Annotated in this window: 19 protein-coding genes and 1 pseudogene; 13 read left to right on the forward strand and 7 right to left on the reverse strand. The window is 65.2% G+C overall.

The features are described from left to right. Positions 1-80: 80 nt before the first annotated feature. The 3 genes from IVB50_RS23080 to IVB50_RS42770 all read right to left on the reverse strand — a co-directional run bounded on the left by IVB50_RS23080 (position 81) and on the right by IVB50_RS42770 (position 5,513). Positions 81-2,588, reverse strand: coding sequence for a penicillin-binding protein 1A (locus IVB50_RS23080; RefSeq protein WP_085353514.1), 2,508 nt, complete (start codon positions 2,586-2,588; stop codon positions 81-83). Positions 2,589-2,860: 272 nt separating this feature from the next. Further along, entirely contained in the window at positions 2,861-4,153 is a 1,293-nt protein-coding gene (locus IVB50_RS23085; protein ID WP_247297412.1) for an N-acetylmuramoyl-L-alanine amidase, read from the reverse strand. A 616-nt stretch (positions 4,154-4,769) separates the two neighbouring features. After that, positions 4,770-5,513, reverse strand: a complete 744-nt coding sequence (locus IVB50_RS42770; RefSeq protein WP_346771308.1) for a hypothetical protein — start codon at positions 5,511-5,513, stop codon at positions 4,770-4,772. On the opposite strand from IVB50_RS42770, the gene IVB50_RS23090 reads away from it, so the two are divergent. Beyond that, positions 5,454-7,931 carry an Rne/Rng family ribonuclease gene (locus IVB50_RS23090; RefSeq protein ID WP_346283657.1) on the forward strand — a complete coding sequence of 826 codons (2,478 nt, stop codon included), beginning with the start codon at positions 5,454-5,456 and terminating at the stop codon, positions 7,929-7,931. The two genes, IVB50_RS42770 and IVB50_RS23090, sit on opposite strands and share 60 nt — an antisense overlap. Positions 7,932-7,995: 64 nt before the next feature. Beyond that, positions 7,996-9,228, forward strand: coding sequence for an FAD-binding oxidoreductase (locus IVB50_RS23095; protein WP_247297415.1), 1,233 nt, complete (start codon positions 7,996-7,998; stop codon positions 9,226-9,228). 92 nt (positions 9,229-9,320) lie between these two features. Here IVB50_RS23095 and IVB50_RS23100 read toward each other — a convergent pair whose 3' ends face one another. From IVB50_RS23100 to IVB50_RS23110, 3 genes are all read right to left on the reverse strand, one after another. Then, a complete protein-coding gene (locus tag IVB50_RS23100; RefSeq protein ID WP_018454476.1) occupies positions 9,321-10,655 on the reverse strand; it encodes a dicarboxylate/amino acid:cation symporter in 1,335 nt (444 codons plus the stop codon). Between the two features lie 84 nt (positions 10,656-10,739). After that, positions 10,740-11,294: a biotin transporter BioY gene (locus IVB50_RS23105; protein WP_247297673.1), complete on the reverse strand. Its 555-nt coding sequence runs from the start codon at positions 11,292-11,294 to the stop codon at positions 10,740-10,742. Between the two features lie 87 nt (positions 11,295-11,381). Further along, the gene (locus IVB50_RS23110) at positions 11,382-12,569 is read right to left on the reverse strand and encodes an aminotransferase class I/II-fold pyridoxal phosphate-dependent enzyme (protein WP_018454478.1); all 1,188 of its coding nucleotides are present in this window, start codon (positions 12,567-12,569) and stop codon (positions 11,382-11,384) included. 234 nt (positions 12,570-12,803) lie between these two features. Here IVB50_RS23110 and IVB50_RS23115 point away from each other — a divergent pair, with 234 nt between their 5' ends. From IVB50_RS23115 to aat, 10 genes are all read left to right on the forward strand, one after another. After that, positions 12,804-14,207 (forward strand): M48 family metalloprotease, encoded by a 1,404-nt coding sequence (locus IVB50_RS23115; protein ID WP_018454479.1) that lies wholly within the window; start codon positions 12,804-12,806, stop codon positions 14,205-14,207. A gap of 126 nt (positions 14,208-14,333) precedes the next feature. After that, positions 14,334-15,101: a DsbA family protein gene (locus IVB50_RS23120; RefSeq protein ID WP_247297416.1), complete on the forward strand. Its 768-nt coding sequence runs from the start codon at positions 14,334-14,336 to the stop codon at positions 15,099-15,101. A 232-nt stretch (positions 15,102-15,333) separates the two neighbouring features. Next, the gene (locus tag IVB50_RS23125) at positions 15,334-16,233 is read left to right on the forward strand and encodes a DUF1236 domain-containing protein (protein ID WP_247297417.1); all 900 of its coding nucleotides are present in this window, start codon (positions 15,334-15,336) and stop codon (positions 16,231-16,233) included. A gap of 228 nt (positions 16,234-16,461) precedes the next feature. Next, on the forward strand, positions 16,462-16,929 hold the full coding sequence (gene aroQ, locus IVB50_RS23130; protein ID WP_247297418.1) for a type II 3-dehydroquinate dehydratase: 468 nt from the start codon (positions 16,462-16,464) through the stop codon (positions 16,927-16,929). A 36-nt stretch (positions 16,930-16,965) separates the two neighbouring features. Next, on the forward strand, positions 16,966-17,454 hold the full coding sequence (gene accB, locus IVB50_RS23135; protein ID WP_007591611.1) for an acetyl-CoA carboxylase biotin carboxyl carrier protein: 489 nt from the start codon (positions 16,966-16,968) through the stop codon (positions 17,452-17,454). Positions 17,455-17,514: 60 nt separating this feature from the next. Continuing rightward, on the forward strand, positions 17,515-18,873 hold the full coding sequence (accC, locus tag IVB50_RS23140) for an acetyl-CoA carboxylase biotin carboxylase subunit (RefSeq protein WP_018454483.1): 1,359 nt from the start codon (positions 17,515-17,517) through the stop codon (positions 18,871-18,873). 105 nt (positions 18,874-18,978) lie between these two features. Continuing rightward, a complete protein-coding gene (locus tag IVB50_RS23145) occupies positions 18,979-20,496 on the forward strand; it encodes a CHASE3 domain-containing protein (protein ID WP_018454484.1) in 1,518 nt (505 codons plus the stop codon). After that, a complete protein-coding gene (locus IVB50_RS23150; protein ID WP_018454485.1) occupies positions 20,493-20,933 on the forward strand; it encodes a response regulator in 441 nt (146 codons plus the stop codon). The genes IVB50_RS23145 and IVB50_RS23150 overlap by 4 nt, the downstream gene beginning before the upstream one ends. Then, on the forward strand, positions 20,930-22,033 hold the full coding sequence (locus IVB50_RS23155) for a histidine kinase dimerization/phosphoacceptor domain -containing protein (protein WP_018454486.1): 1,104 nt from the start codon (positions 20,930-20,932) through the stop codon (positions 22,031-22,033). Before IVB50_RS23150 ends, IVB50_RS23155 begins: the two co-directional genes overlap by 4 nt. A 50-nt stretch (positions 22,034-22,083) precedes the next feature. Continuing rightward, positions 22,084-22,764, forward strand: a complete 681-nt coding sequence (aat, locus tag IVB50_RS23160) for a leucyl/phenylalanyl-tRNA--protein transferase (RefSeq protein WP_026232743.1) — start codon at positions 22,084-22,086, stop codon at positions 22,762-22,764. A 7-nt stretch (positions 22,765-22,771) separates the two neighbouring features. Here the strand turns inward: aat and IVB50_RS42570 are convergent. After that, positions 22,772-23,820, reverse strand: a pseudogene (locus IVB50_RS42570) (DUF2155 domain-containing protein). Between the two features lie 202 nt (positions 23,821-24,022). On the opposite strand from IVB50_RS42570, the gene IVB50_RS23175 reads away from it, so the two are divergent. Further along, complete coding sequence (locus tag IVB50_RS23175) at positions 24,023-24,970, forward strand: alpha/beta hydrolase (RefSeq protein ID WP_018454489.1); 948 nt, start codon at positions 24,023-24,025, stop codon at positions 24,968-24,970. Positions 24,971-24,979: the final 9 nt, after the last annotated feature.

Raw genomic sequence — 24,979 nt, forward strand, 5'->3', positions numbered from 1 at the left:
GTCTAATGACAACGGGATGTAGCGGCGGCGGCTGCAAAGCGCAACCGCCGCGGCGACGAACGTCTGTCTTGTCCTAAGCCTTAGTACAGCCCGCCGGTGCCCGGCCGCATGAAGAAACCGGAATCCGGCTGCTGCTGCTGCGACGCCGGCACGCCGCCTCGCCCATCGGCATCGGCAACGCCGATGACGGAGTAGTTATCCGGCGGCGCCGTGCCCGGCTTGAAGGCTTCGAGAATGGTTCCGCCGGTCTCGCCCGGACCGGCGCGCATGCCGGACTTGGCGACGACCCGCACCAGCTTGATGCCGGCCGGCACCTTGAACGGGACCGCGGGCTTGTCGGCGAGCGCGAGCTGGAGGAAGTCGCGTGCGATGGGAGCTGCGAGATGGCCGCCGGTCGCGGCGTTGCCCTTGCCGAGCGGACGCGGTTTGTCATAGCCCATATAGATGGCAACGGCGACGTCGGGCGAGAAGCCGACGAACCAGGCGTCCTTGGCCTCGTTGGTGGTGCCGGTCTTGCCGGCGATCGGCTTGCCGACCTGCTTGACCACGGTCGCGGTACCGGCCTGGACCACGCCTTCCATCAGCTCGGTGATCTGATAGGCGGTCATGGAATCCAGCACCTGCTCGCGGCGGTCGATCAGCTGCGGCTCGTTCTGGTTCTTCCAGCCGCCGGGCGCGTCACAGCCACGGCATTCGCGCTGGTCGTGCTTGAAGATGGTGTGGCCGTAGCGATCCTGGATGCGGTCGATCAGGGTCGGCTTCACCCGGCGGCCGCCATTGGCGAGCATCGAATAGGCCGTGACCATGCGCATCGCCGTGGTCTCGCCGGCGCCGAGCGCGTAGGACAGATAGTTCGGCAGTTCGTCATAGACACCGAAGCGGCGGGCATATTCGCCGATCAAGGGCATGCCGATGTCCTGGGCGAGGCGCACCGTCACCGTGTTGAGCGACTGCCGCAATGCGTTGCGCAGCGTCACCGGCCCCTGGAATTTGCCCGAGGAGAAGTTTTCAGGCCGCCACACGCCCGCGCCCTGGCCTTGATCGATTTCGATCGGGGCGTCGAGCACGACAGTCGAAGGCGTATAGCCGTTGTCGAGCGCAGCCGAATAGACGATCGGCTTGAACGACGAACCGGGCTGCCGATAGGCCTGCGTGGCGCGGTTGAACTGGCTCTGGTCGAACGAGAAGCCGCCGACCATCGCCAGCACGCGACCGGTCCAGGGGTCCATCACCACCATCGCGCCGGACACTTCCGGGATCTGGCGCAGCCGGTACTGCCCTTCGACAGGCTGGGCGTCCTTGTACAGCGGATCGGCGTAGATCACGTCGCCGGGCTGGAGCACCTGCGACACCGCACTCGCCGCCCTGCCCTTCGCAGCCCCCGAGGCCGCTCTTGCCCATTTGATACCGTCGAGCGTGATGAGGCCGGTCTCGCGCTGCTTGCTCACGGCGCCGCCGAGTTCGCGGCTCGGCTGGAAGCCGATGCGCGCCGACTGGTCGCTGGTCTCCAGCACCACCGCCATGCGCCACGGCGAGATATCGGACAGAGACTTGATTTCGGCGAGCTTCACGCCCCAGTCGCCCGAAATGTCGAGCTTGCTGATTGCGCCGCGATAGCCCTGCTGCTCGTCATAGTTGACGAGACCGGCGACCATGGTCTTGCGCGCCATGACCTGAATCTTGGGATCGAGCGTGGTGCGGACCGAAAGGCCGCCCTCATACAGCTTCTTCTCGCCATAGCGCTCGAAGATGTCGCGGCGCACTTCCTCGGCGAAATATTCGCCGGCGAAGGTGTGGGCGCCGTTGGAACGGCTGGTAACGGCCAGCGGCTCCTTGCGCGCCTTGTCGGCGTCGGCCTGCTTGACCCAGCCGTTCTCAACCAGACGATCGATCACGTAGTTGCGGCGCTCGATGGCGCGGTCGCGGTTGCGGACAGGATGCAGCGTCGCGGGCATTTTCGGCAGCGCCGCGAGATAGGACGCTTCCGCGACGGTCAGCTCATTCACCGACTTGTCGAAATAAACCAGCGACGCAGCCGCGATTCCGTAGGCACCTAAGCCCAGATAGATTTCATTCAGATACAGCTCGAGGATCTTGTCCTTCGAGTAGGTCTTCTCGATCCGCATCGCCAGCAAGGCTTCCTTGATCTTGCGCGCGAAGGAGACCTCGTTGGTCAGAAGGAAGTTCTTGGCGACCTGCTGGGTGATCGTGGAAGCGCCCTGCGGACGGCGGTTGGAGCCGTAGTTCTGGATGTAGACCACGCCGGCGCGCGCCATGCCGGTGTAGTCGATGCCACCATGCTCATAGAAATTCTTGTCCTCGGCCGCGAGGAAGGCGTTGATCACGAGTTTCGGCACCGCCTGGATCGGCAGGTACAGCCGCCGCTCCTTGGCGTATTCGCCGAGCAGCGAGCCGTCGGTCGCGTGCACGCGGGTCATTACCGGCGGCTCGTAATCCTGAAGCTGAGAGTAGTCAGGCAAGTCCTTGGAGAAATGCCAGATCAGGCCTGCGACGGCACCCACCCCGACAAGGAACAACACCGTTCCCGCGGCGAACAGGAAGCCCATGAACCGCACCAGCAAGCGCATTATCTGTTTATCCGTTCAAACTCTGGATCAGCCCAAGATCAGCCCTGGCACCAGAAACAGGCACCAAACCATCGCGAATTCACCGGCTTTACTCAATACTATTAGTGCCGGACTCAAGGCGCTTGCCGAGCGGGATTCTCGCCGATTCCGGAACCCCCTGCGGCGTTTTTATAAAGCGCCCGCTGTGGCCAAACTAGGGCTTTTGCGGCGGGACGGAAAATCACTCTCAATTCAACGATCCCCGGGTCGTCAACTGGACGATCGCCCGGTCGTCAATTCGACGATCCGGCCGTGGCCATCCGTTTGGCCAAAAACCCGTCGATCGCCTGCGCCATCGAGCCCACGGCACGCGACCGCCATCCCTCGGAGACCAGATGCTCGAGGTCGCCCTTGTTGGAGACATAGCCGATCTCGACCAGGACCGACGGCACGTCGGGCGCCTTCAGCACCCGGAAGCCGGCTGACTTCAGGGGATGCTTGTGCATCCGCACCGTCGACTTCATTTCGCCCATCAACAGGCGAGCAAAACGGCTTGAAAAGGTACGGGTTTCCCGCTGGGTGAGATCGATCAGGATGTCGGCGACATCGGTCGGCTCCTCCGCGAGGTTGAAGCCGGCGATGGCGTCCGCCCGGTTTTCCGCATCCGCCAGCCGCTGCGCCTCGGCGTCGGAGGCCTTGTCGGACAACGTGTAGATGGTCGCGCCCTGCGCATCGCCCTCGGCGCGCGGCAGCGCGTCGGCATGGATCGAGACGAACAACGCCGCCTTGAGGCTGCGGGCGACTTTGACCCGGTCGTTGAGCGGGATGAAGGTGTCGTCGTCTCGGGTCATCACCACGCGATATTTGCCGGTCTTTTCCAGCCGTTCGCGCAGCGCCAGGCCAAAGGCCAGCACCAGATTCTTCTCGCTCTCGCCGCTCGACTGCGTGCCGTTGTCGATGCCGCCATGGCCGGGATCGATGACGACGACCGCGCGGCCATCGGCCTTCTGCCCGGCTTCAGGGTGGGCAGATGCGGGAACCGTCGCGGGCGGCGGATCGGCAATAGCCGGCCGCAGCTCAGGACGGTTTTCCGGAGCCAGCGACGGCACGAAGGCGGTGCGCTCGACCTCCTCCATTTCGAGCACCAGCCGCGCCGGCTGGCCGTTGGCAGCCTCCACCACGTAGGAATTGGCGATCTTGGCCGGGCCCGTCAGGTCGAACACGATTCGGGAGCCGCCGGGCATCACAAGCCCATAGCGGAAGGCCTTGACCAGTCCGCGTCCGCCGGACCCGGTCCCGGCGGGAAGTTGAAAATTGACCTGGGGAACGTCAACCACCACCCGATACGGGTCGGCCAGAGTGACTGCGCGGAAGCTAACGGTCTGATCGATGTCGAGGACAAAGCGAGTCTGCCTGCCGTCCCCGGCCAGTCGGGCGGCCCAGGCCGTTGGGAAATTCGCTGATGCAACAGGGAGTTGAGGCTGACTTTCCGCGGCCTTCAGGCGCGAGGAATCAGCACACGGCAATGCCGCCGCGCAGAGCAGCACGCATCCCAGCAGGATCCTTTGATTTGCGCGGCTCGCCACCGATTCCGTGCCTCCGAGCAGCCTCTTTAACGCAATAGAACCACAGGGTTAAACGATCCTTAATGACGGACACGCGAAACTCGCTGACTGTGACCGCCGTGCGACGCTCCTTGCACGGATGGCCCAATCCACGTATGTACGGAATGCTGACGGCCGATATTTCCGGTTGTGTCGCATTCAGCCTCCCGGTGCAGCGCCGGAACTCTCAAGGTTTGGGAATTCCAGCGTTTTTCCGTTCCCCTCTAAGTCCAGCGCGGTGCGCGGCAGCAAGGTGGAGCGGGGCAAGCCCCGGCGGCGGAACGGTCCTCGGTTACCAACACGTTTCCGGGACGGTTCTGACAGCGGCGCAACCCGTTACCCGGTCCCTTAATCCCAAGGGAGCGGTTTGTAATACCCCAAGGCGAGCGCGCTCGCGCCATGCCTGGCCAACAGCAACTGATTGAGGGGCGGCCCCGCCGCCCAATGTTTCATACGGGCCGACGCTTGATGCGCCAGACTGTGCCGACCAATTCTGAAGGACCATTCGCGACGCTGCGGAGTGACAATTCCGCGCGCCGCTTCGGTCCTCCGGCTTTCGGTTCGGCAAGGCGCGAGAGACGGTGTTTCGGCCTTCCCCTCACCCCCGAATCAGGTGGACCGTCGCGTCACCCGGCAGCGCTGATGGCGCCCACGGTGAATCGCGCCCGCCGCCGCCAAGAGTTAAGACATGCCCAACAAGATGTTGATCGATGCCACCCACCCGGAAGAGACCCGGGTCGTCGTGGTCCGCGGCAATCGCGTCGAAGAGTTTGATTTCGAGACCGCGCAACGCAAGCAACTGCGCGGGAATATCTACCTCGCCAAGGTCACAAGGGTCGAACCCTCGCTCCAGGCCGCTTTCGTCGAATATGGCGGCAACCGCCACGGCTTCCTCGCCTTCAGCGAAATCCATCCCGACTACTACCAGATCCCGGTTGCCGACCGGCAGGCGCTGATCGAAGCCGAGGAGCAGGCCCATCGCGAGGCCGAGGAAGAGAGCGAGAACCGCTCCCAGGGCCGCCGCCGCTCCCGCCACCGCAATTCCCGCCGCCGTAGCCATGGCGAGCGCGTCCGCAGCGAGGTCGTCGAAGGCGATCCCGCGGCCCGGCAGGTCCAGGGCGAGGCCCTGCCTGAGGGCGCTTCGCACGAGGGCGAGCACCTGCACGCCGACGCAGAGCATCACGGCGAGCACGAAGGCCACGATCATCACGGCCGCGAAGCACATGACCACGAGGGGCATGACCACGACGACCATCATCATGCCCATGGTGACGATCATCACGTGCACGAACATCACGACCACGATCATGATGGCGAGCACGATCATCACGACCATGATCATGCCGACGAGACACCGGCGCCTGTCGCAGCGATCGGCGCCGAGCCCGCGGTCGCCACCGAGGCCGTTGCCGAGCCGCAGGAGTTTGCCTCCGACGCACACGCCGACGATCTTGCCGAGGCCGTGACATCGGCTGCTGAGCCTGCCGACGCCGTGTACGCCGCGGGCGAGAGTGCGCAGGCTCCGCATCACGACTCCGAAGCGACGGCCGAGGATGACGACGAAGACGAGGACGACGAGGAAGCCGAAGAGGACGTCGTTGAATCCGTCGGCGGCGACGATGTGCTGGAGGAAGTGCCGGAGCGCACCTTCCGTCCTCGCCGCCAGTACAAGATCCAGGAAGTCATCAAGCGTCGCCAGGTGATGCTGGTGCAGGTCGTCAAGGAAGAGCGCGGCAACAAGGGCGCGGCGCTGACGACCTACCTCTCACTCGCCGGCCGTTATGCCGTCTTGATGCCGAACACCGCGCGCGGCGGCGGCATCAGCCGCAAGATCACGAGCGCGCAGGACCGTTCGCGCCTGAAGGAAGTGGTGCAGGATCTCGACGTGCCCGAGGGCATGGGGATCATTCTGCGCACGGCGGGTGCCGCCCGCACCAAGCCCGAGATCAAGCGCGATTTCGAGTACCTGATCCGCATGTGGGAGACGGTGCGCGACATGACGCTGAAGTCGCAGGCCCCGACCCTCGTCTACGAGGAAGGCTCGCTGATCAAGCGCTCGCTGCGCGACCTCTACAATAAGGAGATCGACGAGATCCAGGTGGCGGGCGATGCCGGCTATCGCGAAGCGCGCGACTTCATGAAGATGTTGATGCCCGCCAATGTGAGCGCGGTGAGGCAGTATCGCGACGGCCAGCCGCTGTTCTCGCGGATGGGCGTCGAAAGCCAGCTGGATGCGATGTTCTCGCCGACCGTACAGTTGCGCTCCGGCGGCTACATCGTGATCAACCAGACCGAAGCGCTGGTCTCGATCGACGTCAACTCCGGCCGTTCGACGCGCGAGCATCATATCGAAGATACCGCGCTCAAGACCAATCTCGAGGCCTCCGAGGAGGTTGCGCGTCAGCTTCGGTTGCGCGACCTCGCCGGCCTGATCGTCATCGACTTCATCGACATGGACGAGAAGCGCAACAACCGCGCGGTCGAACGCAAGCTGTCCGATTGCCTCCGGCAGGACCGCGCGCGGATCCAGGTCGGACGCATCTCGCATTTCGGCCTGCTCGAGATGTCACGCCAGCGCATCCGCGCTAGCGTGCTGGAATCCTCAACCGATCCCTGCACGCATTGCGGCGGCACCGGCCATGTCCGCTCGGTGTCCTCGGTTGCGCTCCAATTGCTGCGCGGCCTCGAAGAGATCCTGATGAAGGGCGCAACCCACAACCTCGTGGTCCGCACCCGCACCGACGTCGCGCTCTATGTGCTGAACCACAAGCGCGGCCATCTGCGCGACCTTGAGAACGGCTTCAAGGTCACGTTGTCGGTCATCGCCGACCCGAGCGTCAGCGGACCGCAGGCCTATGTCATCGACCGCGGCGAGCAGGTGCATACGCTGGAAGCCGCCAAGGCTCTGCTGGCGGCCCAGGCGGCCGCAAGCCCGCCGCCCCTGGTCGAAGAGGCCTATGACGACGAGGAGTTCGATCCGGAGAGCGAATCCGAGGTCGAGACCGAGGAGACCGAAGGTCTCATCGAGGAGCAGACCGCAGGCGACGCCGCTACCGAGCAGGACAGCCAGCGCCGCAAGCGTCGCCGTCGCCGCCGCGGTCGCGGTGGTCCGCGGGACGAGGAGACGCGCGAGGATGGCGCGCCCGCTATTGCCGAGACGGCCATGGCGGCCGGCGAAGGCGAAGAGGATGCCGAGGCCGAACCGGAAGGCGAGGAAGGCGAGGAACAGGCAGCCCGTGGCGAGCAGCAGGGCAGCGCCGATCGCCGTCGCCGGCGTGGTCGCCGTGGTGGCCGCCGCCGTCGCGGTCCTGGCGAGGAAGGTCTCGCCGGCTCCATCAGCGACGAGCTTAGTGCCAATGCGCCGTCGGAAGCCACCAACGCAGTCGCCGATTTCGACGGTTTTGGCGGCGAGGCAGCGCCCTCGATCGCGCAGGCCGAGCACACGTCAGAACCTCAGGTCACCCAGCCTGAGCCGCGGGCCGAAGCACGGATTGAAGCAACGGCCCAGCCTGAGCCGGCTCCTTCGGCCGCGGACGAGGAGCACGCGGACGACAAGGCTGCACGACGCCGTTCGACGGTTCGGGAAAAGGTGAGCTTCCTGTCGAGCAGCCAGAGTGAACCGGCACCGGTTGCACAGGCGGCCGAGCCGGTTGCCCCGCCCACACCCGCTCCGGAGCCCGCGCCCGCAGCGGCAAGCGAAACCTCGCCCGCACCGCGTCGTGCCGGCTGGTGGTCCCGCCGCTTCGGCGGCGGCGAATAGAGCAACAAGATAGTTGAAACCGCCCGGCCAAACCGGGCGGTTTTGATTTGGCGAGGTCAGTTCAATGCAAAGCGCGATCGTCCTCGGCGGCGGCATGATCGGCGTCAGCGCGGCGCTGCACCTGCAGCAGCGTGGCTGGTCCGTCACGCTGATCGACCGCAGAGAGCCGGGCCGAGAGACCAGCTACGGCAATGCCGGCATGATCCAGGCGGAAGCGGTGCGCCCCTACCCGATGCCGCGCGACCTCGCCACGCTCCTGAAGATCGCGACCGGCCGCACCAACGACGTGCGTTACAGCCTGTCTTCGCTTCATCTCCATATCGAGCCCCTGCTTCGCTATTGGTGGCATTCGGCGCCGAAGCGGCATCGTGAGGCGATCGACGCCTGGGCGCGGCTGATCGCCTACGCGACGGCGGAGCACGACATCCTCATTCGCGAAGCCCACGCCGACAATCTGATCCGCCGCGCGGGATACCGGCACCTGCATCGCGACGCAGCTTCGTTCGATCTCGCCGTCAAGGCGGCGGAAGAAGACCAGCGCGAATTCGGCGTGAGGTTTCGTGCGCTCTCGGGCGCCGAGCTCGCCAAGGCCGAACCTGTCCTGCGCGACGACCTGCCCGGCGCGATCCATTGGCTCGACACCTGGACCGTGTCCGATCCCGGCGCGCTGGTCACGGCCTATGCCGATCTGTTCGAGCGCCTCGGCGGCACCATCGTGCTCGGTGATGCCCAAAGCCTTCATCAGACCGCCACCGGCTGGTCGGTCAAGACAGACCATGGGCGCGTCGACGCCGCCCACGCCGTCGTGACGCTCGGGCCGTGGTCGCCCGATCTCCTGCTCAAATTCGGCTATCGCATCCCGCTGGTGCGCAAGCGCGGCTACCACATGCATTACAGCGGCGGCGCCTCGCTCGATCTGCCGCTGGTCGACAAGGCCGGTGGCTACGCCATGGGTCCGATGGCGAAGGGTATCCGCATCACCACCGGCGCGGAGCTGACCGGCCTGGACGCGCTCGCAACGCCCGTGCAGCTCGCCAGCGCGGAAGCTTCCGCGCGCGAGCTGATCGACCTCGGCAAGCGGGTCGAGCCCGACCCATGGTTCGGCACCCGCCCCTGCACGCCCGACATGCTGCCGGTGCTCGGCCCTGCCCCACGCCATGCCGGCCTCTGGATGAACTTCGGCCACGGCCACCAGGGCTTTACGCTTGGACCCGCGACCGGCCGCCTGCTCGCGGAGATGATGAGCGGCAAAACGCCCGCGATCGATCCCACGCCGTACCGGCCGGAGCGGTTCTAAGCCCTCGCAGCGAAAGAAAAAGGGCTGATCGAGGATCTCGACCAGCCCTATTATTTCAACATCTGACGGCGCTCGGCACCGTCACATGCAGATCAATCCGTCGTGACCGCCGTTTCCATGTCGGTCGGATCGATCTGCCGGGCGAGGTTGGCGTTGAGCTTGTCGCGATCGAGCTCGCCCTCCCACCAGGCGACGATCACGCAGGCAACGCCATTGCCGCACAGATTGGTCAGCGCGCGGCACTCGCTCATGAACTTGTCGATGCCGAGCACGATCGCCATGCCCGGCACGAGGCGCGGATCGACCACGGCGAGCGTCGCCGCCAGCGTGATGAAGCCCGCGCCCGTGATGCCGGAGGCGCCCTTCGAGGTCAGCATCGCCACCACCAGGATGGTGAGCTGCTGGCCGAAGGTGAGATCGAAGCCCAGCGCCTGCGCGATGAACAGCGTCGCCAGCGTCATGTAGATGTTGGTGCCGTCAAGATTGAACGAATAGCCCGTGGGCACCACGAGGCCGACCACCGACTTGGAGCAGCCGAGGCGCTCGAGCTTTTCCATCAAGGACGGCAACGCGCTTTCCGAGGACGAGGTGCCGAGCACAATCAGCAGCTCGTCCTTGATGTAGGCGAGGAACTTAAAGATGGAGAAGCCGGCGAAGCGCGCGATGATTCCGAGCACGACGAATACGAACAGCGCCGCGGTCAGGTAGAACGTCGCGATCAGGCCGACCAGGTTGAGGATCGCCCCGGTGCCGAACTTGCCGATGGTGTAGGCCATCGCGCCGAAGGCACCGATCGGGGCTGCGCGCATCACGATGGAGATGACGCCGAACACCGCATGCGCGGCGTCGTCGATGAACGAGCGGATGGTGTGGCCGCGTTCACCGAGCCCCATGATGGCGAAGCCGAACAGCACCGAAAACAGCAGCACCTGCAGGATCTCGCCTTGCGCGAAGGCGCCGACGACGGTGTCCGGAATTATGTGCAGCACGAAGTCGACCGACTTCTGGCCTTCGGCCTGCTTGGCGTAGTTGGCGACGGCCTGCGCATTGGCGGCGGCACCGCCGAAGCCCGCACCCGGCTTCACCAGATTGCCGATGACTAGGCCGATCACCAGTGCGAAGGTCGAGACGATCTCGAAATAGACCAGCGCCTTGACGCCGATGCGGCCGACCTTCTTGGCGTCCTGGATATGGGCGATGCCCGAGACAACGGTGCAGAAGATGATCGGCGCGATCACCATCTTGATCAGCTTGATGAAGCCGTCGCCGAGTGCCTTGATCCACTCATTGGTGGCGACCGACGGCCAGAGCCAGCCGACGATGGCGCCGAGCACGATCGCGATCAGCACCTGGATATAAAGTACCTTGTACCACGGCTTGGCGGCGGGCGGCGCGACCGGCGCCCCCACCATCGTTGTCGTCGTCATTGTTTCACTCCCCCTCAAAACGCCAGGCCAGCCAAGATCAACTTGGCCGGCCCTGTCAATCGGAACTGCTCGATATTGCGCGCTTTACCCGCGATCGACCACCCGGCGTATCGCCGGCATCAACGTCGCGCCCAGCGCGTTCTTGACCAGCGACGCCGCAACGAACGGCATCAGGCCGACCTGCCACGCCTTTGCGGCACCCAGGCCGAGACCGAAGGCCAGCCAGCCAAAGCCCGCGGCCAGCATGAGGATGTGGCCGGCCGCCATGGCCGCAAACAGCAGCGTTACGCTGCGATCCCAGCCGCGCTCGGCGAGCCAGCCGGTGACGAAGGCGGCGCCAATGAAGCCGAACAGATAGCCCGCGGTCGGGCCCACCAGCGGTGCAATTCCACCGACAGGGCCGGCGAACACCGGCAGGCCCATTGCACCCTCGGCGAGGTAGGCGATCATGGTTGCGCTGCCAAGCCGCCAGCCATAGGCGGCGCCGGTCATCAACACGACCAGCGTCTGCAATGTCATGGGCACGTAAGGCAGCGGCAGGTTCACCTTGGCTGACAGCGCCATTAAGGCGGTGCCGAGCGCAATCAGCACGACAGCGCGCAAGGCGCCGACGGTTTCACCCGGCCGGATCGGCCACATCAATGCGGCGAGAGGAGAATGCGTGGCGGTAGAGGGGACGGAACGGTCAGACAAGTTGCACTCCAGAAGGCTGGCGAAAACTGGCGGCTATTTAAGCCAGTGAGCGATCCGGTCAACTGCTTCCCGCATCTCCGCAGCCGAACGCGCATAAGAGAGCCGTATGAATGAACGACCATGGATGGGATCGAAGTCGAGGCCCGGCGTGACCGCGACATGGGCCTGTTCGAGCATCTGCTTGGCGAACTCGAAACTGTCGGAGGTGAAATCCGAGACGTCCGCATAGAGATAGAACGCGCCGTCGGCCGGCAGAAATCTGGTCAGGCCGGCCTTGGGCAATCCCTCGATCAGGATGCGCCGGTTTTCCTGATAGCCGTGCTTGATCTCCTCCATCTCGGCCGCGCCGTCGAAGGCCGCTTCGGCCGCGATCTGCGACAGCGACGGCACCGAGATCGACAGGTTCTGCTGCAGCCGCTCGATCGGCCGCACCAGAATCTCGGGCACGACCATCCAGCCGACGCGCCAGCCCGTCATGCAGAAATACTTCGAGAACGAGTTGATCACGAGCGCGTGGTCCGACAGCGCCGCAGCCGTCACGGCGGGAAACGCGTAGTCGAGCCCATGATAGATCTCGTCCGAGATGAAACGGATGCCGGCGTCTTCCGCCGCAGCGATCAGGCCGGCGAGCGCCTCGCGGGACATCATCGTCCCGGTCGGATTGGCGGGACTGCCGACCAGCACGCCCTTCAGCGGCGCCTTGCGATGGGCGGCCAGCAGCGCCTCGCCCGTCAGCGCATGGCGGGTCTCGTTCGTGGTCTCGATCAGCACCGGCTCGCAGCCGAGCGCGGTAAGGATATGACGGTACGGCGGATAACCCGGCACCGTCACGGCAACGCGGTCGCCCGGCTCAAACATCGCCAGGAAAGCCAGAATGAACCCGCCGGAGGAGCCGGTGGTCACTACGACCCGCTCGGGGCTGACGTCACAGCCATAGGCATCGCGATAATGCCGCGCGATGCGCTCGCGCAAGGAGGGGATGCCGAGCGCTGAGGTATAGTCGATCCGCCCGGCCTCGAGCGCCACATGGGCGGCTGCAATCGCGGTCTTAGGCGCGCCGGCGGCGGGCTGGCCAACCTCCATGTGGATGACATGGCCCCCGGCCGCCTCGATTCGGGCCGCCGCGGCCATCACGTCCATCACCATGAACGGGGGAACATCGCTGCGGCGGGAGGCCGCGAGCCACTGCCCCAACCGGTTCCTCAAGGTCGCATCGTGCATCGATTTCTGCTATTCGCTGGCGGGGCCGATCCGTCCGACCCGGGAAAAACGGGGTGCTTGCGCCCCAGACTGGCCGCATTGTACGGCTCATAAGGGGAACGGCTCAAAAGGGCATATCGCGTATCCGGTCCGCCGCCAATCGCCAAAACCAATCACGAAACTGCTCGACCAAGACTGCTCGACCAAGAATGCTTGACCAGCCTGCTGATAAGACCGTTTGACCCAGACCGCTTGATGTTGTTCCAGATCGCATTGCGCAAGAAGGCCACCGCCCTCATCTCCCTCCTCGCGGCGGCTGCGATCGCGCTGACGCCGTTCTCGGCCGCGCATGCGCAGGCCAAGGGGCCGCCGGTCCTGCGCGACACCGAAACCGAGCAGCTGCTGCGCGAATACACCCGCCCGATCCTGCGGGTCGCCGGCCTGGAGAAGCAGAACATCCAGATGGTGATCGTCAACGAGGGCTCGTTCAACGCGTTCGTCGCCGATGGCCGCCGCATCTTCGTCAATTACGGCGCGATCCTCCAGTCGGAAACGCCAAACCAGATCATCGGCGTGCTCGCGCACGAGACCGGGCATCTGGCCGGCGGCCATTTGTCCAAGCTGCGCGAGCAGCTCGCCAACGCCCAGACCCAGATGATCATCGCCATGCTGCTCGGTGCTGGCGCGATGGCGGTCGGCAGCACCCGCGGCAGCGGCAGCGCCGGCAACAATGGCCTTGCCAATGCAGGAGCCGCCGCCCTTGCCGGCCCGCAGGAGATGATCCGCCGGACCTTGCTGTCCTATCAGCGCCAGCAGGAGGAGAACGCCGACCGCGCCGGCGTGAAATTCCTGACTGCGACCCAGCAGTCGCCGAAGGGCATGTACGAGACCTTCAAGCGCTTCACCAGCGAGAGCCTGTTCGCGGCTCGCGGCGCCGATCCCTATCTCCAGTCGCACCCGATGCCCGCCGAGCGCGTCGCTTCACTGCAGGAGTTCGCCAGCGCCAGCCCTTATTGGGACAAAAAGGACGATCCCGCGCTCCAGCTGCGCCACGACATGGTGCGCGCCAAGATCTCCGCCTTCATGGAGCGGCCGGAAACGGTGTACCGCCGCTATCCCCTGACCAACGACAGCATGCCGGCGCGCTATGCCCGCGCCATCAGCACCTATCTGCACGGGGATTTGCGCAGCGCGCTCACCCAGATCGACGCGCTGATCCAGGTCCAGCCCAACAACGCGTATTTTTACGAGGTGCGCGGCCAGGCGCTGCTGGAGGGCGGCAAGCCGGCGGAGGCGATCCCGGCCCTGCGCAAGGCTGTCGCACTTTCGAACAACGCGCCCCTCATCGAGATGTTACTTGGGCAGGCTCTGGTTGGGTCCGATAATAAGGCCTACACCGATGACGCCGTTCGGATTCTCCGGGCCGCGGTCGCACGGGAACCGGAGGCCGTGCTCGGCTACATGCAGCTCGCGATGGCGTATGGCCGGAAAGGCGACTATGCCGAGGCGGATCTGGCGTCGGCGCAGGCCGCCTATCTGCGCGGCGACAACAAGACCGCCCGCGAGCTTGCGACGCGCGCGAAAACCCGTTTCGCCGTCGGCACGCCCGGATGGGTCAAGGCCGACGACATCGTGGCGTCGAAACCGCCGCGCAACTGACAAGACCAAGACGATCTTACAAGACGACGCCTTACGCCACGACGCCTTACGAAACGACGTCACGACACCGAGCTTAAGTCCGCCGGGACGTTTTCCGAAACCTGCTTTGGATAAGAGGATTTGCCTATGCCTTCGCTGCGCCTGCTTGCTCCCGCGCTGTTTGCGCTCGCCATGTTCGGCGCAGCCGCGCCCGCGTCGGCCGACAGCTTCTCCGATGCCCAGCGCACGGACATCGAGGCGATCATCAAGAACTATCTCGTCACCCATCCCGAGGTGCTCGAGGAAGCGATGACCGAACTCACCAAGCGCCAGGCCGCGGCGGAGACGCAGAAACACGAGACCAGCGTCGCTCAGAATTCCGATGCGATCTTCAACTCTCCGCGCCAGGTCGTGCTCGGCAACAAGGACGGCGACGTCACCTTCGTCGAGTTCTTCGACTACAATTGCGGCTACTGCAAGCGCGCGATGGACGACATGCTCACCCTCATGAAGGCCGATCCGAAGCTGAAGGTGGTGCTGAAGGAGTTTCCGGTACTGAGCCAGGGCTCGGTCGAAGCGGCCCAGGTCGCCGTCGCGGTGCGCATGCAGGATCCCTCCGGCAAGAAGTACCTCGACTTCCACCAGAAGCTGCTCGGCGGTCGTGGCGCGGCCGACAAGGCGCGCGCACTTCAGGCGGCCAAGGAAGCTGGCCTCGACACCGCTCGAATCGAGAAGGACATCGGCAGCGCCGAGGTGCGCAGCACCATTGAGGAGAACTTCAAGCTCGCCGAAGCAATGGGCATGAACGGCACGCCGAGCTACGTGATCGGCAAGCAGATCGTTGTCGGCGCCGTCGGTGTCGATAGCCTGAAGGAAAAGATCGCTGTGGCCCGCTGCGGCAAGGCGACCTGTTAAAAAGGCGACCTGCTAACAAGGCGACTTGCTGATCAGCGATCTGCTCTACAACTCACGCACGCAAAAGGCCGGCTGAAAAGCCGGCCTTTTCATTGCGCCGAAATCTGGCGCGCGCATTCATCTGGCATTCAACAAACAAAAGCCTCGGAACCACCGAAGTTCCGGAACAACTCAAATCTCCTTTCGTTGTCGGCGCGGGCAATGACGCAAATGAACACGTGAGGAGAATTCCATGTCTAACCGCTTTATGATCTCGGTTGCCACACTCGCGCTCGTCGCGGGCACCGGTCTGGCGAACGCACAGGGCACCATGAACCGCGACAGCGGTGGCGGCGCCGGTGGTGCGCAGACGCAGCATTCGCAGCCCTCCGGCGGCGCCGCCGAACGCGGCGGCTCGATGGGTAAGGAATCCGCCCATGAGAAGGGCACCGTCGGCCAGGCCGGCGGCTCCAGCAGCATGAAGTCCGCCACGTCCGCCGAGGACAAATCCTCCGGCGCAACAAAGGACGAGCACTCGGGCCGCGAGATGAACAAGAACGCGGCTGAGGACAAGTCCGGCGCCACCAAGGGCCAGCACACCGACGAACGCGCGCAGGGTCAGCAGGACAAGTCCAAGAGCATGAGTCAGGACACGAGCAAGTCCGGCGCCAAGGACCAGAAGGACATGAAGGCTGAGGGCGCCAAGAGCGGCACCAGCAGCACCAACAATGCCGAGAACCAGAAGGGTACCGAGACGCGCACCAACCAGAACGCTCAGGGCCAGACCGGCACCAGCACCAACCAGAACGCGCAGGGTCAGACCGGCACCAGCTCCAACCAGAACGCGCAGGGTCAGAGCAGCACCAACACGACGGTCGGTCAGGCCGGCGCGGGCGCCAAGCTCTCGACCGAGCAACGCACGCAGATCACCTCGGTGATCCGCGAGGAGCACGTGCGTCCGGTGACCAACGTGAACTTCTCGATCTCGGTCGGCACCCGCATTCCGCGCGAGGGTATTGAGCTGCACACCCTGCCGTCCCGCGTCGTGACGATCTATCCGGAATGGCGGACCTATCGCTACGTCCTGGTCAAGGATGAGATCGTGATCGTGAATCCGGACACCTATGAGATCGTGGCTGTCCTGAACACGTAAGACGATACCCGGCAACCATCGGGGGCGGGCAGCAATGCCCGCCCCTTTGCCGTTCGGCCGGCAGCCATGCTTCGGACTGGTTAACAAGCAATTTCCGTAGCTTCCACACAGATTTTTGCACCCCGGATGAGGTATCTGAAGCCACCTCGAAGGTCCTTCAAGGCTTCCCCTCACGCGCTTTGTTACCTATAACCCCCGCCACGCTGAAGCAGCTCTTGCGGGATTGGAATGGCCGAACCAGCAACCGACACGATCCTTGTCCTGAACGGGCCGAACCTCAACATGTTGGGGACGCGCGAGCCCGAGAAGTACGGGCATGCGTCGCTGGCCGACGTCGAGGCGCTGTGCCGGGAGACGGCGGCGACGTTCGGCCTCAAGGCCGACTGCCGGCAGTCCAACCGCGAAGGCGAGCTGATCGACTTCATCCACGAGGCACACGCCCGCAAGATGAAGGGCATCATCATCAATGCCGGCGGCTATTCGCACACGTCGATCGCGCTGCACGACGCGCTGCTCGCGGTGCAGATCCCGACGGTCGAAGTGCACGTCACCAACATCCACGCCCGCGAGAATTTCCGTCATCACTCCTACACCGCGCGCGCGGCCTTCGCCTCCCTCTGCGGTTTCGGCGTCGAGGGCTATCGCCTCGCCATCCAGGGCCTTGCCGCCAAGCTCGGCCTCAAGCCCAAAGCCTGACGCTCCCCTTCACACAGAACATTCGGATCAAACAACATGGCGCGCCAGCCAGACGACAAAGCAGCCGCAAAGTTTTCCAGCGAGGATTCTGCCCTCGTCCGCGAGCTCGCCTTGCTGCTCGATGAGACCAGCCTCACCGAAATCGAGATCGAGCGTGCCGGCCTGCGCCTGCGCGTCGCCCGCAATATCAGCGTCGCCGCGACCATGCCGATGCAGATGGCAGCTGCCCCTGCCGCGCTCCCGGCGGCCGCAGCTGCCGCCGCGCCTGCCGCTGCCGACCTGTCGAAGCATCCCGGCGCCGTGACCTCGCCGATGGTCGGCACCGCCTATTGGGCGCCGGAGCCCGGCGCCAAGCCGTTCATCGAGGTCGGCAGCAAGGTCTCGGTCGGCCAGACGCTGCTGATCATCGAAGCCATGAAGACCATGAACCAGATCCCCTCGCCGCGCGCCGGCACGGTGACGCAGATCGTGATCGAGGACGGCCAGCCGGTCGAGTACGGCGAGCCGCTCGTGATCATTGAGTGACGTTCGAGGGCGGTCTCATCGCCCTCGCCGCTTTCCGCGCGTCAGTCCAATAAGGACACCATGTTCGACAAGATCCTCATAGCCAATCGCGGCGAGATCGCCCTTCGCATCCTCAGGGCCTGCAAGGAGCTCGGGATCGCGACCGTCGCCGTGCATTCAACCGCCGACGCCGACGCCATGCATGTGCGCCTGTCGGACGAGAGCGTGTGCATCGGGCCGCCGGCCTCCAAGGACAGCTATCTCAACGTGCCCGCGCTGCTCGCGGCCTGCGAGATCACCGGGGCCGATGCCGTGCATCCCGGCTACGGCTTCCTGTCGGAGAACGCGCGCTTCGCCGAAATCCTCGCTGAGCATAATCTGCATTTCATCGGCCCGAAGGCCGAGCACATCCGCCTGATGGGCGACAAAATCGAGGCCAAGAGGACCGCCAAGAAGCTCGGCATTCCCGTGGTGCCCGGCTCCGACGGAGGGGTCGGCCCCAACGACGACGCGATGGCGATCGCCAGGAAGATCGGCTTCCCCGTGCTGGTCAAAGCCGCGGCGGGCGGCGGCGGCCGCGGCATGAAGGTGGCCGAGAGCGAGGCCGATCTTCAGGTCGCGCTGTCGACGGCCGCCAACGAGGCCAAATCCGCCTTCGGCGATGCTTCCGTCTACCTCGAGAAATATCTGCAGAAGCCGCGTCACATCGAGATCCAGATCCTCGGCGACGGCCGCGGCGGCGCGATTCATCTTGGCGAACGCGACTGCTCGCTGCAGCGACGCCACCAGAAGGTCTGGGAGGAAGGCCCCTCGCCCGTGCTGACCGCGGCTGCGCGCGCCAAGATCGGCGAGACCTGCGCCAAGGCGATGCGCGAGATGAAATATCTCGGCGTCGGAACGATCGAGTTCCTGTTCGAGGACGGCGAGTTCTACTTCATCGAGATGAACACCCGCATCCAGGTCGAGCATCCCGTCACCGAGAGCATCACCGACATCGACCTCGTGCTGGAGCAGATCCGCATCGCCGCCGGCGGCGACCTGCCGGCGAGGCAGGACGAGGTCCAGGTCATCGGCCACGCGATCGAGTGCCGCATCAACGCCGAGAATCCGCAGACCTTTCGTCCTTCGCCCGGCCGCATCACGCAATATCACCCGCCCGGGGGGCTCGGCGTGCGGATCGATTCCGCAGTCTATCAGGGCTATACGATCCCGCCTTATTACGACTCGCTGGTCGGCAAGCTGATCGTGCACGGCAAGACCCGCGGCGAGTGCCTGATGCGGCTGCGCCGGGCGCTGGACGAGATGGTGGTCGAGGGCATCGAGACCACCCTGCCGCTGTTCCGCGCTCTGGTGCGCGAAGACGACATCATCAACGGCGACTATCACATCCACTGGCTGGAACAATATCTCGCCAACAAGGCGGAACCCGCCCCGAAGTAGCCGTCCTTTCCCGTGGAACCCTTTGGCCCCAATCGCGTTTGGCACGATGGGGACAGTTCCGAGGGGCGTTTTGAAGTCCGGCAAGCCTGATCGAGCGAGACCGTCGTGATCGCTGACGCGCAGCGGCGGCGTAGATTCTGGCAGATCCTGCTGTTCGCAGCCGGTCTCATGGTGCTGACCGTGATCAGCGCCGGCTCCGTCTACCTCGTCAACAAGGCGAGAGACGACAGCAAATGGGTGATTCACACCATCGAGGCGGAGAACCAGATCAACGCCCTCCTGCTGGAAATCCGCCGCGCCGAGAGCACCGCCCGGGGTTACCTTCTGACACAAGGCGAGGATTTCAAGGTCGACCATGACAAGGCCGTGGCGGCCATCGTCCCGGCTCTCGACAGGCTCACGCGCCTGATCGGCGACAATCCGGAGCAACGCCAAAGCATCGAGAAGCTGAGCGCGGCGATCGAGACTAGGCTCGGCCAGTTCGTGCAGGAGATGGACTTCATCCGGCGCGGCGAGCCGGAGAAGGCCGCAGCGCTGGTCCGCGAGATCGCCTCCACGGACACCACGGCCGCGATCGCCAATGTCGCGACCGGGATGATTCAGGAGGAGGAACGGCTGTTCCGGCTGCGAACGGTCAATTCGGACCGCAGCCAGACCCTGGCCGCGTCGATGACCGGCATCGGCTCCGGCCTCGTCGTGCTGCTGGCCCTGATCTCGATCTGGCTGGTGCGGCGCTCGGCCCTTGCCCGCGACGATGCCGAGGCGCGCCTGCGCGATGCCAATGTCAATCTGGAGGGCGTGGTCGACGAACGCACGGCCGATCTGCGCGAAGCCAACAACGAGATCCAGCGCTTTGCCTATATCGTCAGCCACGATCTGCGCTCGCCACTCGTCAACATCATGGGCTTCACCAGCGAGCTCGAAGAGCTCGGCGGCGACATTTTCCGCCGTATCGGCAGCCTCACCCATGTCCCGGCCGACGGGCCGCCGTTGCCGGACGGCGAGATCGCGCTCGAAGGTCCGGACAAGCAGCTGTCAGAGGATTTTTCCGAAGCGCTGGGCTTCATCAAGTCGTCGATCGCCAAGATGGACCGCCTGATCTCGGCGATCCTCAATCTCACCCGCGAGGGCCGGCGCGAGTTCCAGCCGGAAAAGATCGACACGCGCGAGCTGATCGAAGCGATCGTATCGACGCTGGCGCATCAGGCCGCCGAAGCGCAGGCCGAGATCCACGTCGCGCCGCTGCCGGATCTCGTCAGCGACCGCCTGGCGCTGGAGCAGATCTTCTCCAATCTGATCGACAACGCCATCAAATATCTCAAGCCCGGCGTCCCCGGCGAGATCAGAATCCGCGGGCGCACCAAGCTCGGCTACGCTATCTTCGAGATCAGCGATAACGGCCGCGGCATCGACGCCAAGGACCACCAGCGGATCTTCGACCTGTTTCGCCGCGCCGGAACCCAGGACAAGCCCGGTCAGGGCATCGGTCTTGCGCATGTGCGTGCACTTGTGCGTCGCCTCGGCGGCACCATGTCGGTATCATCGGAACTGAATACGGGCAGCACGTTCACCATCACGCTGCCCATCACCTGGAACGCCAGCAACCGGAACGCGGATCAATGACTCAACCCGTCACCATCATCATGATCGAGGACGACGAGGGCCACGCGCGGCTGATCGAGCGGAACATCCGGAGGTCCGGCGTCAACAACGAGATCATTTCCTTTGCCAACGGCACTGAGGCGATGAAGCACCTGTTCGGGCCCGACGGCAGCGGGCTCGTGCAAAAAGGCAATGCGCTCCTGATCCTGCTCGATCTCAACCTCCCCGACATGACCGGGATCGACATTTTAAAGCAGATCAAGGAGAACAAATACCTGAAGGCCTCGCCCGTGGTGGTGCTGACCACTACCGACGATTCCCAGGAAATCAAACGCTGCTACGAACTCGGCTGCAACGTCTACATCACCAAGCCCGTGAACTACGAGAATTTCGCCAATGCCATCCGGCAGCTCGGCTTGTTCTTCTCGGTCATCCAGGTCCCACCCGCCGCCCCATGAATCAACGTACGCCCACACTGCTCTACATCGACGATGACGGGGCGCTGGCGCGCTTGGTCGATCGCGGCCTGACACGGCGCGGCTACAAGGTCGTTCACGCCGCAAGCGGCGAGGAAGGCCTCGAGCACATCCGCCGCGCGGCCACGACCGGCGGTATCGACGTGGTGGCGCTCGACCAATACATGCCCGGCCTCGACGGACTGGAAACGCTGGAGCAGATCATGGCGATCCCGGGCGCGCCGCCGGTGGTCTTCGTCACGGCCTCACAGGATTCCAGCATCGCGGTGACGGCGCTGAAGGCGGGCGCGGCCGATTATCTCGTCAAGGACGTCAAGGGCGACTTCATTCCCCTGCTTCACGTCGCGGCCGATGGCGCGCTGCGCCAGGCCGAATTGCAGAAGGCGCGCGAGGAAGCCGAAGCCGAGATCCATGCCTCGCGCGACCGCTACGCTGCTCTTGCAGCCGAACGCGAGCTGCTATTGCGCGAGGTCAACCACCGCGTCGGCAACTCGCTGCAGATCATCGCCTCCCTCCTGCACCTGCAGGCCAGCTCCGCCGCGCAGGACGAGGTCAAGGCTGCGTTGACCAATGCGATGGGCCGCGTGGCCGCAGTCGCGCAAGTGCACCGCCGCCTCTACACCTCGCAAGACCTGAAGAGCGTGGTCCTGAACCAGTATCTGGACTCGCTGCTCGAGGATCTGCGCCGCTCGGCCGAGGGCAACCGGATGTCGCGCCTGACGCTGAAGGCCGAACCGATCGAGATCGATCCGGACCGTGCAGTCGCCGTCGGCATCATCGTCAACGAGCTGGTGATGAACGCGGTAAAATACGCCTACCCTGACGGCGCCGGCCCGATCCATGTGGAGCTGACCTCGCAGGGCGACGATCTCCTGCTGTCGATCAGCGACGATGGCGTCGGCGACAACGTCAAGGCCGATCCGCGCTCCACCGGCATGGGCCAGCGTATCGTCGCAGCCATGGCCAGCAAGCTCGACGCTTCGGTCGAGCGCGACCCCAACCATTCCGGAACCCGCGTCATGTTGATGTTCCGCCGTGTCCCGGCTGCCGCCGGCAAGCCGGCTGCTGCCGCAGCGAACTGATCCGCACCGCCCATCGCAACCGCCTTGCGATCCTGCTATTATGGCGCGCCATGACTTCGCGCGACTCTGCCCCGTCTGAAATCACACCAGCCGTGCTGCTGCGCGCCTATGCCTGCGGCATCTTTCCGATGGCCGAAAGTGCCGATGATCCCACCCTGTTCTGGGTCGAGCCGGAGTTGCGCGGCGTCATCCCACTCGATGGTTTTCGCGTGGCCTCGCGGCTCGCGCGCACCGTGCGTTCGGACTCATTCCGCGTCACCGTCAATACCGCCTTCAAGGCCACGATCGCCGGCTGCGCCGCACCCCAAGCCGGGCGCGAGGACACCTGGATCAACAAGCGCATCCGCGACCTCTATGGCGGGCTGTACGAGCTCGGCCATTGCCACAGCGTCGAGGCCTGGCAGGGCGAGGACCTCGTCGGCGGCCTTTACGGCGTCAGTCTGGGCCGGGCTTTTTTCGGCGAAAGCATGTTCCACACCGCACGCGATGCCTCCAAGGTCGCATTGGTGCATCTGGTCGCGCGGCTCATCCATGGCGGCTTCGAGCTGCTCGACACCCAATATGTCACCGAACACCTGAAGAGTTTTGGCGCGGCCGAGATTTCGCGGCGGCGCTACACCGCGCTGCTCGACAAGGCGCTCGCGGGCGAGCCTGGCGATTTCCTGAGGCTCTCGGCCGGCGAAGCGATCCCGGGCGCGCGCGCGCTCGAGATCATCGCTGCGCGGCAATAATCAGCAATTACCGGCCAAACCCGGGGAAACCGAACAGACCAGGCCGCTGCTCGGGCGGCGGAGGTGGTGGCGGCGGTGCCGGCTGCTGCTGCTGGATCGGCGGTAACGGCTGCGGCGGACGCTGCTGCACCTGCTTGGGCGCGGCCTTCTTCTGCGCGGGCGGCGGCGGTGCCGGCTTGGTGCCGGGATCCGGTGCCGCGGTCGCAATCGTTTGCTGCGGATCTTTGCAGTCGGTGAGCCAGATATCGTAGATCGGGTGCTCGACGCCGTGCAGGCCCGGACTTGCCGCGTACATCCAGCCCGAGAAGATGCGCTTCACCTCACCCTGCAAGGTGATCTCGTCGACCTCGACGAAGGCGTCGGTGTTGGCGGCCTCGGTCGCCGGCCGCGTGTAGCAGGCGTCGGTTTTGACGCGCAGCGCCCCGAATTGCACGGTCTCGCCGATCTCCTCGTCGAAGTTGATGATGCGCCCGGTGATCTTGTCGAGGCCGGAGAAGGTCGCTTTCTTGTTCACGATCTTCTGGGCCGGCGGCTCGGTGACGACTTCGTCGCCCGGCTGAAGGCTCGCCGGCGTCTGCGGGACAGCGCCGCCCGGTCCGCCCTTCTGCTGTGGCTGGCGCTGACCGGGCGCACCCGGGGCGCCTTGCGGATTGGGCGGAGCGACCGCGACGGGCGGCGGCTGGTTTGGCGGAGCGGCGCTAGAACCGGGCGGCGGCGCCAGAGGTTGGGTCTCGACCGGCCCCGGCATCACATTGCCCTGCCGGCCCGGCGGTGGCGCCATCGGACGTGACGGCAGCACACGGCCCTGCGGCGGCAGCTCCGGCACCTCTTCGTCGTCATCGGGGATCTGCGGCTGCGGCTGGGGCTGGCCACGCGGAATGGTGCCGGGCGGCCGCAGCGGCGGCGGATCGGAGAAGATCGTGCCGATCTGCGCCTGCGCCGGCGTCGCAGCCGTCAGTGCGGTGGCGGCCAGAAGCGCCGCAAGACCTGTCAGGGTAAATGTTCGAAACATATCTCGCGCGGCTTCAACAGCGAATCGGGCTTGCTGGAGGACATTCTACAGGGGCTACCGCCGCTCGCAGGCCATCCGGTTAACACGGCGAATACGGCGGGGGAAGGGCGGCATCCCTGCCCTTCCCGGCCCGGTCTGGCCAGATCGGCCCCCGGATGGAATAGTCGAGCACGCTTCCCGGCGGCCGAGGCGGCCCGCCCCCGAAAAGAACTCCAACGATAACTGGAAACCCAGAGGTCGCTCCCCATGCCCGTTGTGCTCGATCCCGATGCCGCCGCCGTCTACAAGGCCTTCCAGGAGGCCGGCCGGCCCGCCTACGAGACCCTGACCGCGCCGGAAGCGCGGGCCTATTACGCGCAGGCGCGCTTTGCGACCAATCCCGAGCCACCTGACCTCGCGCGCGTCACGCCGCTGTCGATCCCGGCACCGCACGGCGCCATTCCCGCGCGCCTCTATGTTCCGAAAGAGCCGCGCCGGTATGATGGCTTGTCCCCGGCGCTGGTGTTCTTCCACGGCGGCGGCTGGGTGATCGGCGATCTCGACTCCCATGACGTCGTCTGCCGCCAGCTCGCCGACGCCGGCGCGCTGATCGTGATCTCGGTGGACTACCGCCTCGCGCCCGAGCACAAATTTCCCGCCGCCATCGATGACGCGATCGCCGCGACCAAATGGGTCGCCGCCAACGCGCGCGAACTCGGCATCGACGCCTCCCGGCTTTCGATCGGCGGCGACAGCGCCGGCGGCAATCTCGCCGCAGTCGTCGCGCTCGCCGCGCGCGACGGCGACGGTCCGGCCATCGCGGGCCAGTTGCTGATCTACCCGGCAACCGATTTCGCCATGACGCACGGCTCTCACCGCGAACCCGAGACGAGCGTGCTGCTGACGCATTCGGTGATCCGCTGGTTCTGCGACCATTATCTCAACGGCGCCGCCGATATCCACGACTGGCGCGCCTCGCCGGCACGGGCGACAAACCTGGCCGGCCTGCCGCCGGCCTATGTGCTGACCGCCGGTGCCGATCCCCTGCGCGACGAAGGCGACGAATATGCCGAGCGGCTGAGGCAGGCCGGCGTGGCCGTGGCCTACAAGCACTATCCCGGCCAGTTCCACGGCTTTCTCACGATGGGGAAATTGCTGCGAGAGGCCAATGTCGCCGTAAGCGAGATCGGCGCGTGGCTGAAAGGATTGGCCTGAACGCCATTC

The organism is Bradyrhizobium sp. 87 (assembly GCF_023073015.1).
Lineage (GTDB): Bacteria > Pseudomonadota > Alphaproteobacteria > Rhizobiales > Xanthobacteraceae > Bradyrhizobium > Bradyrhizobium canariense_D.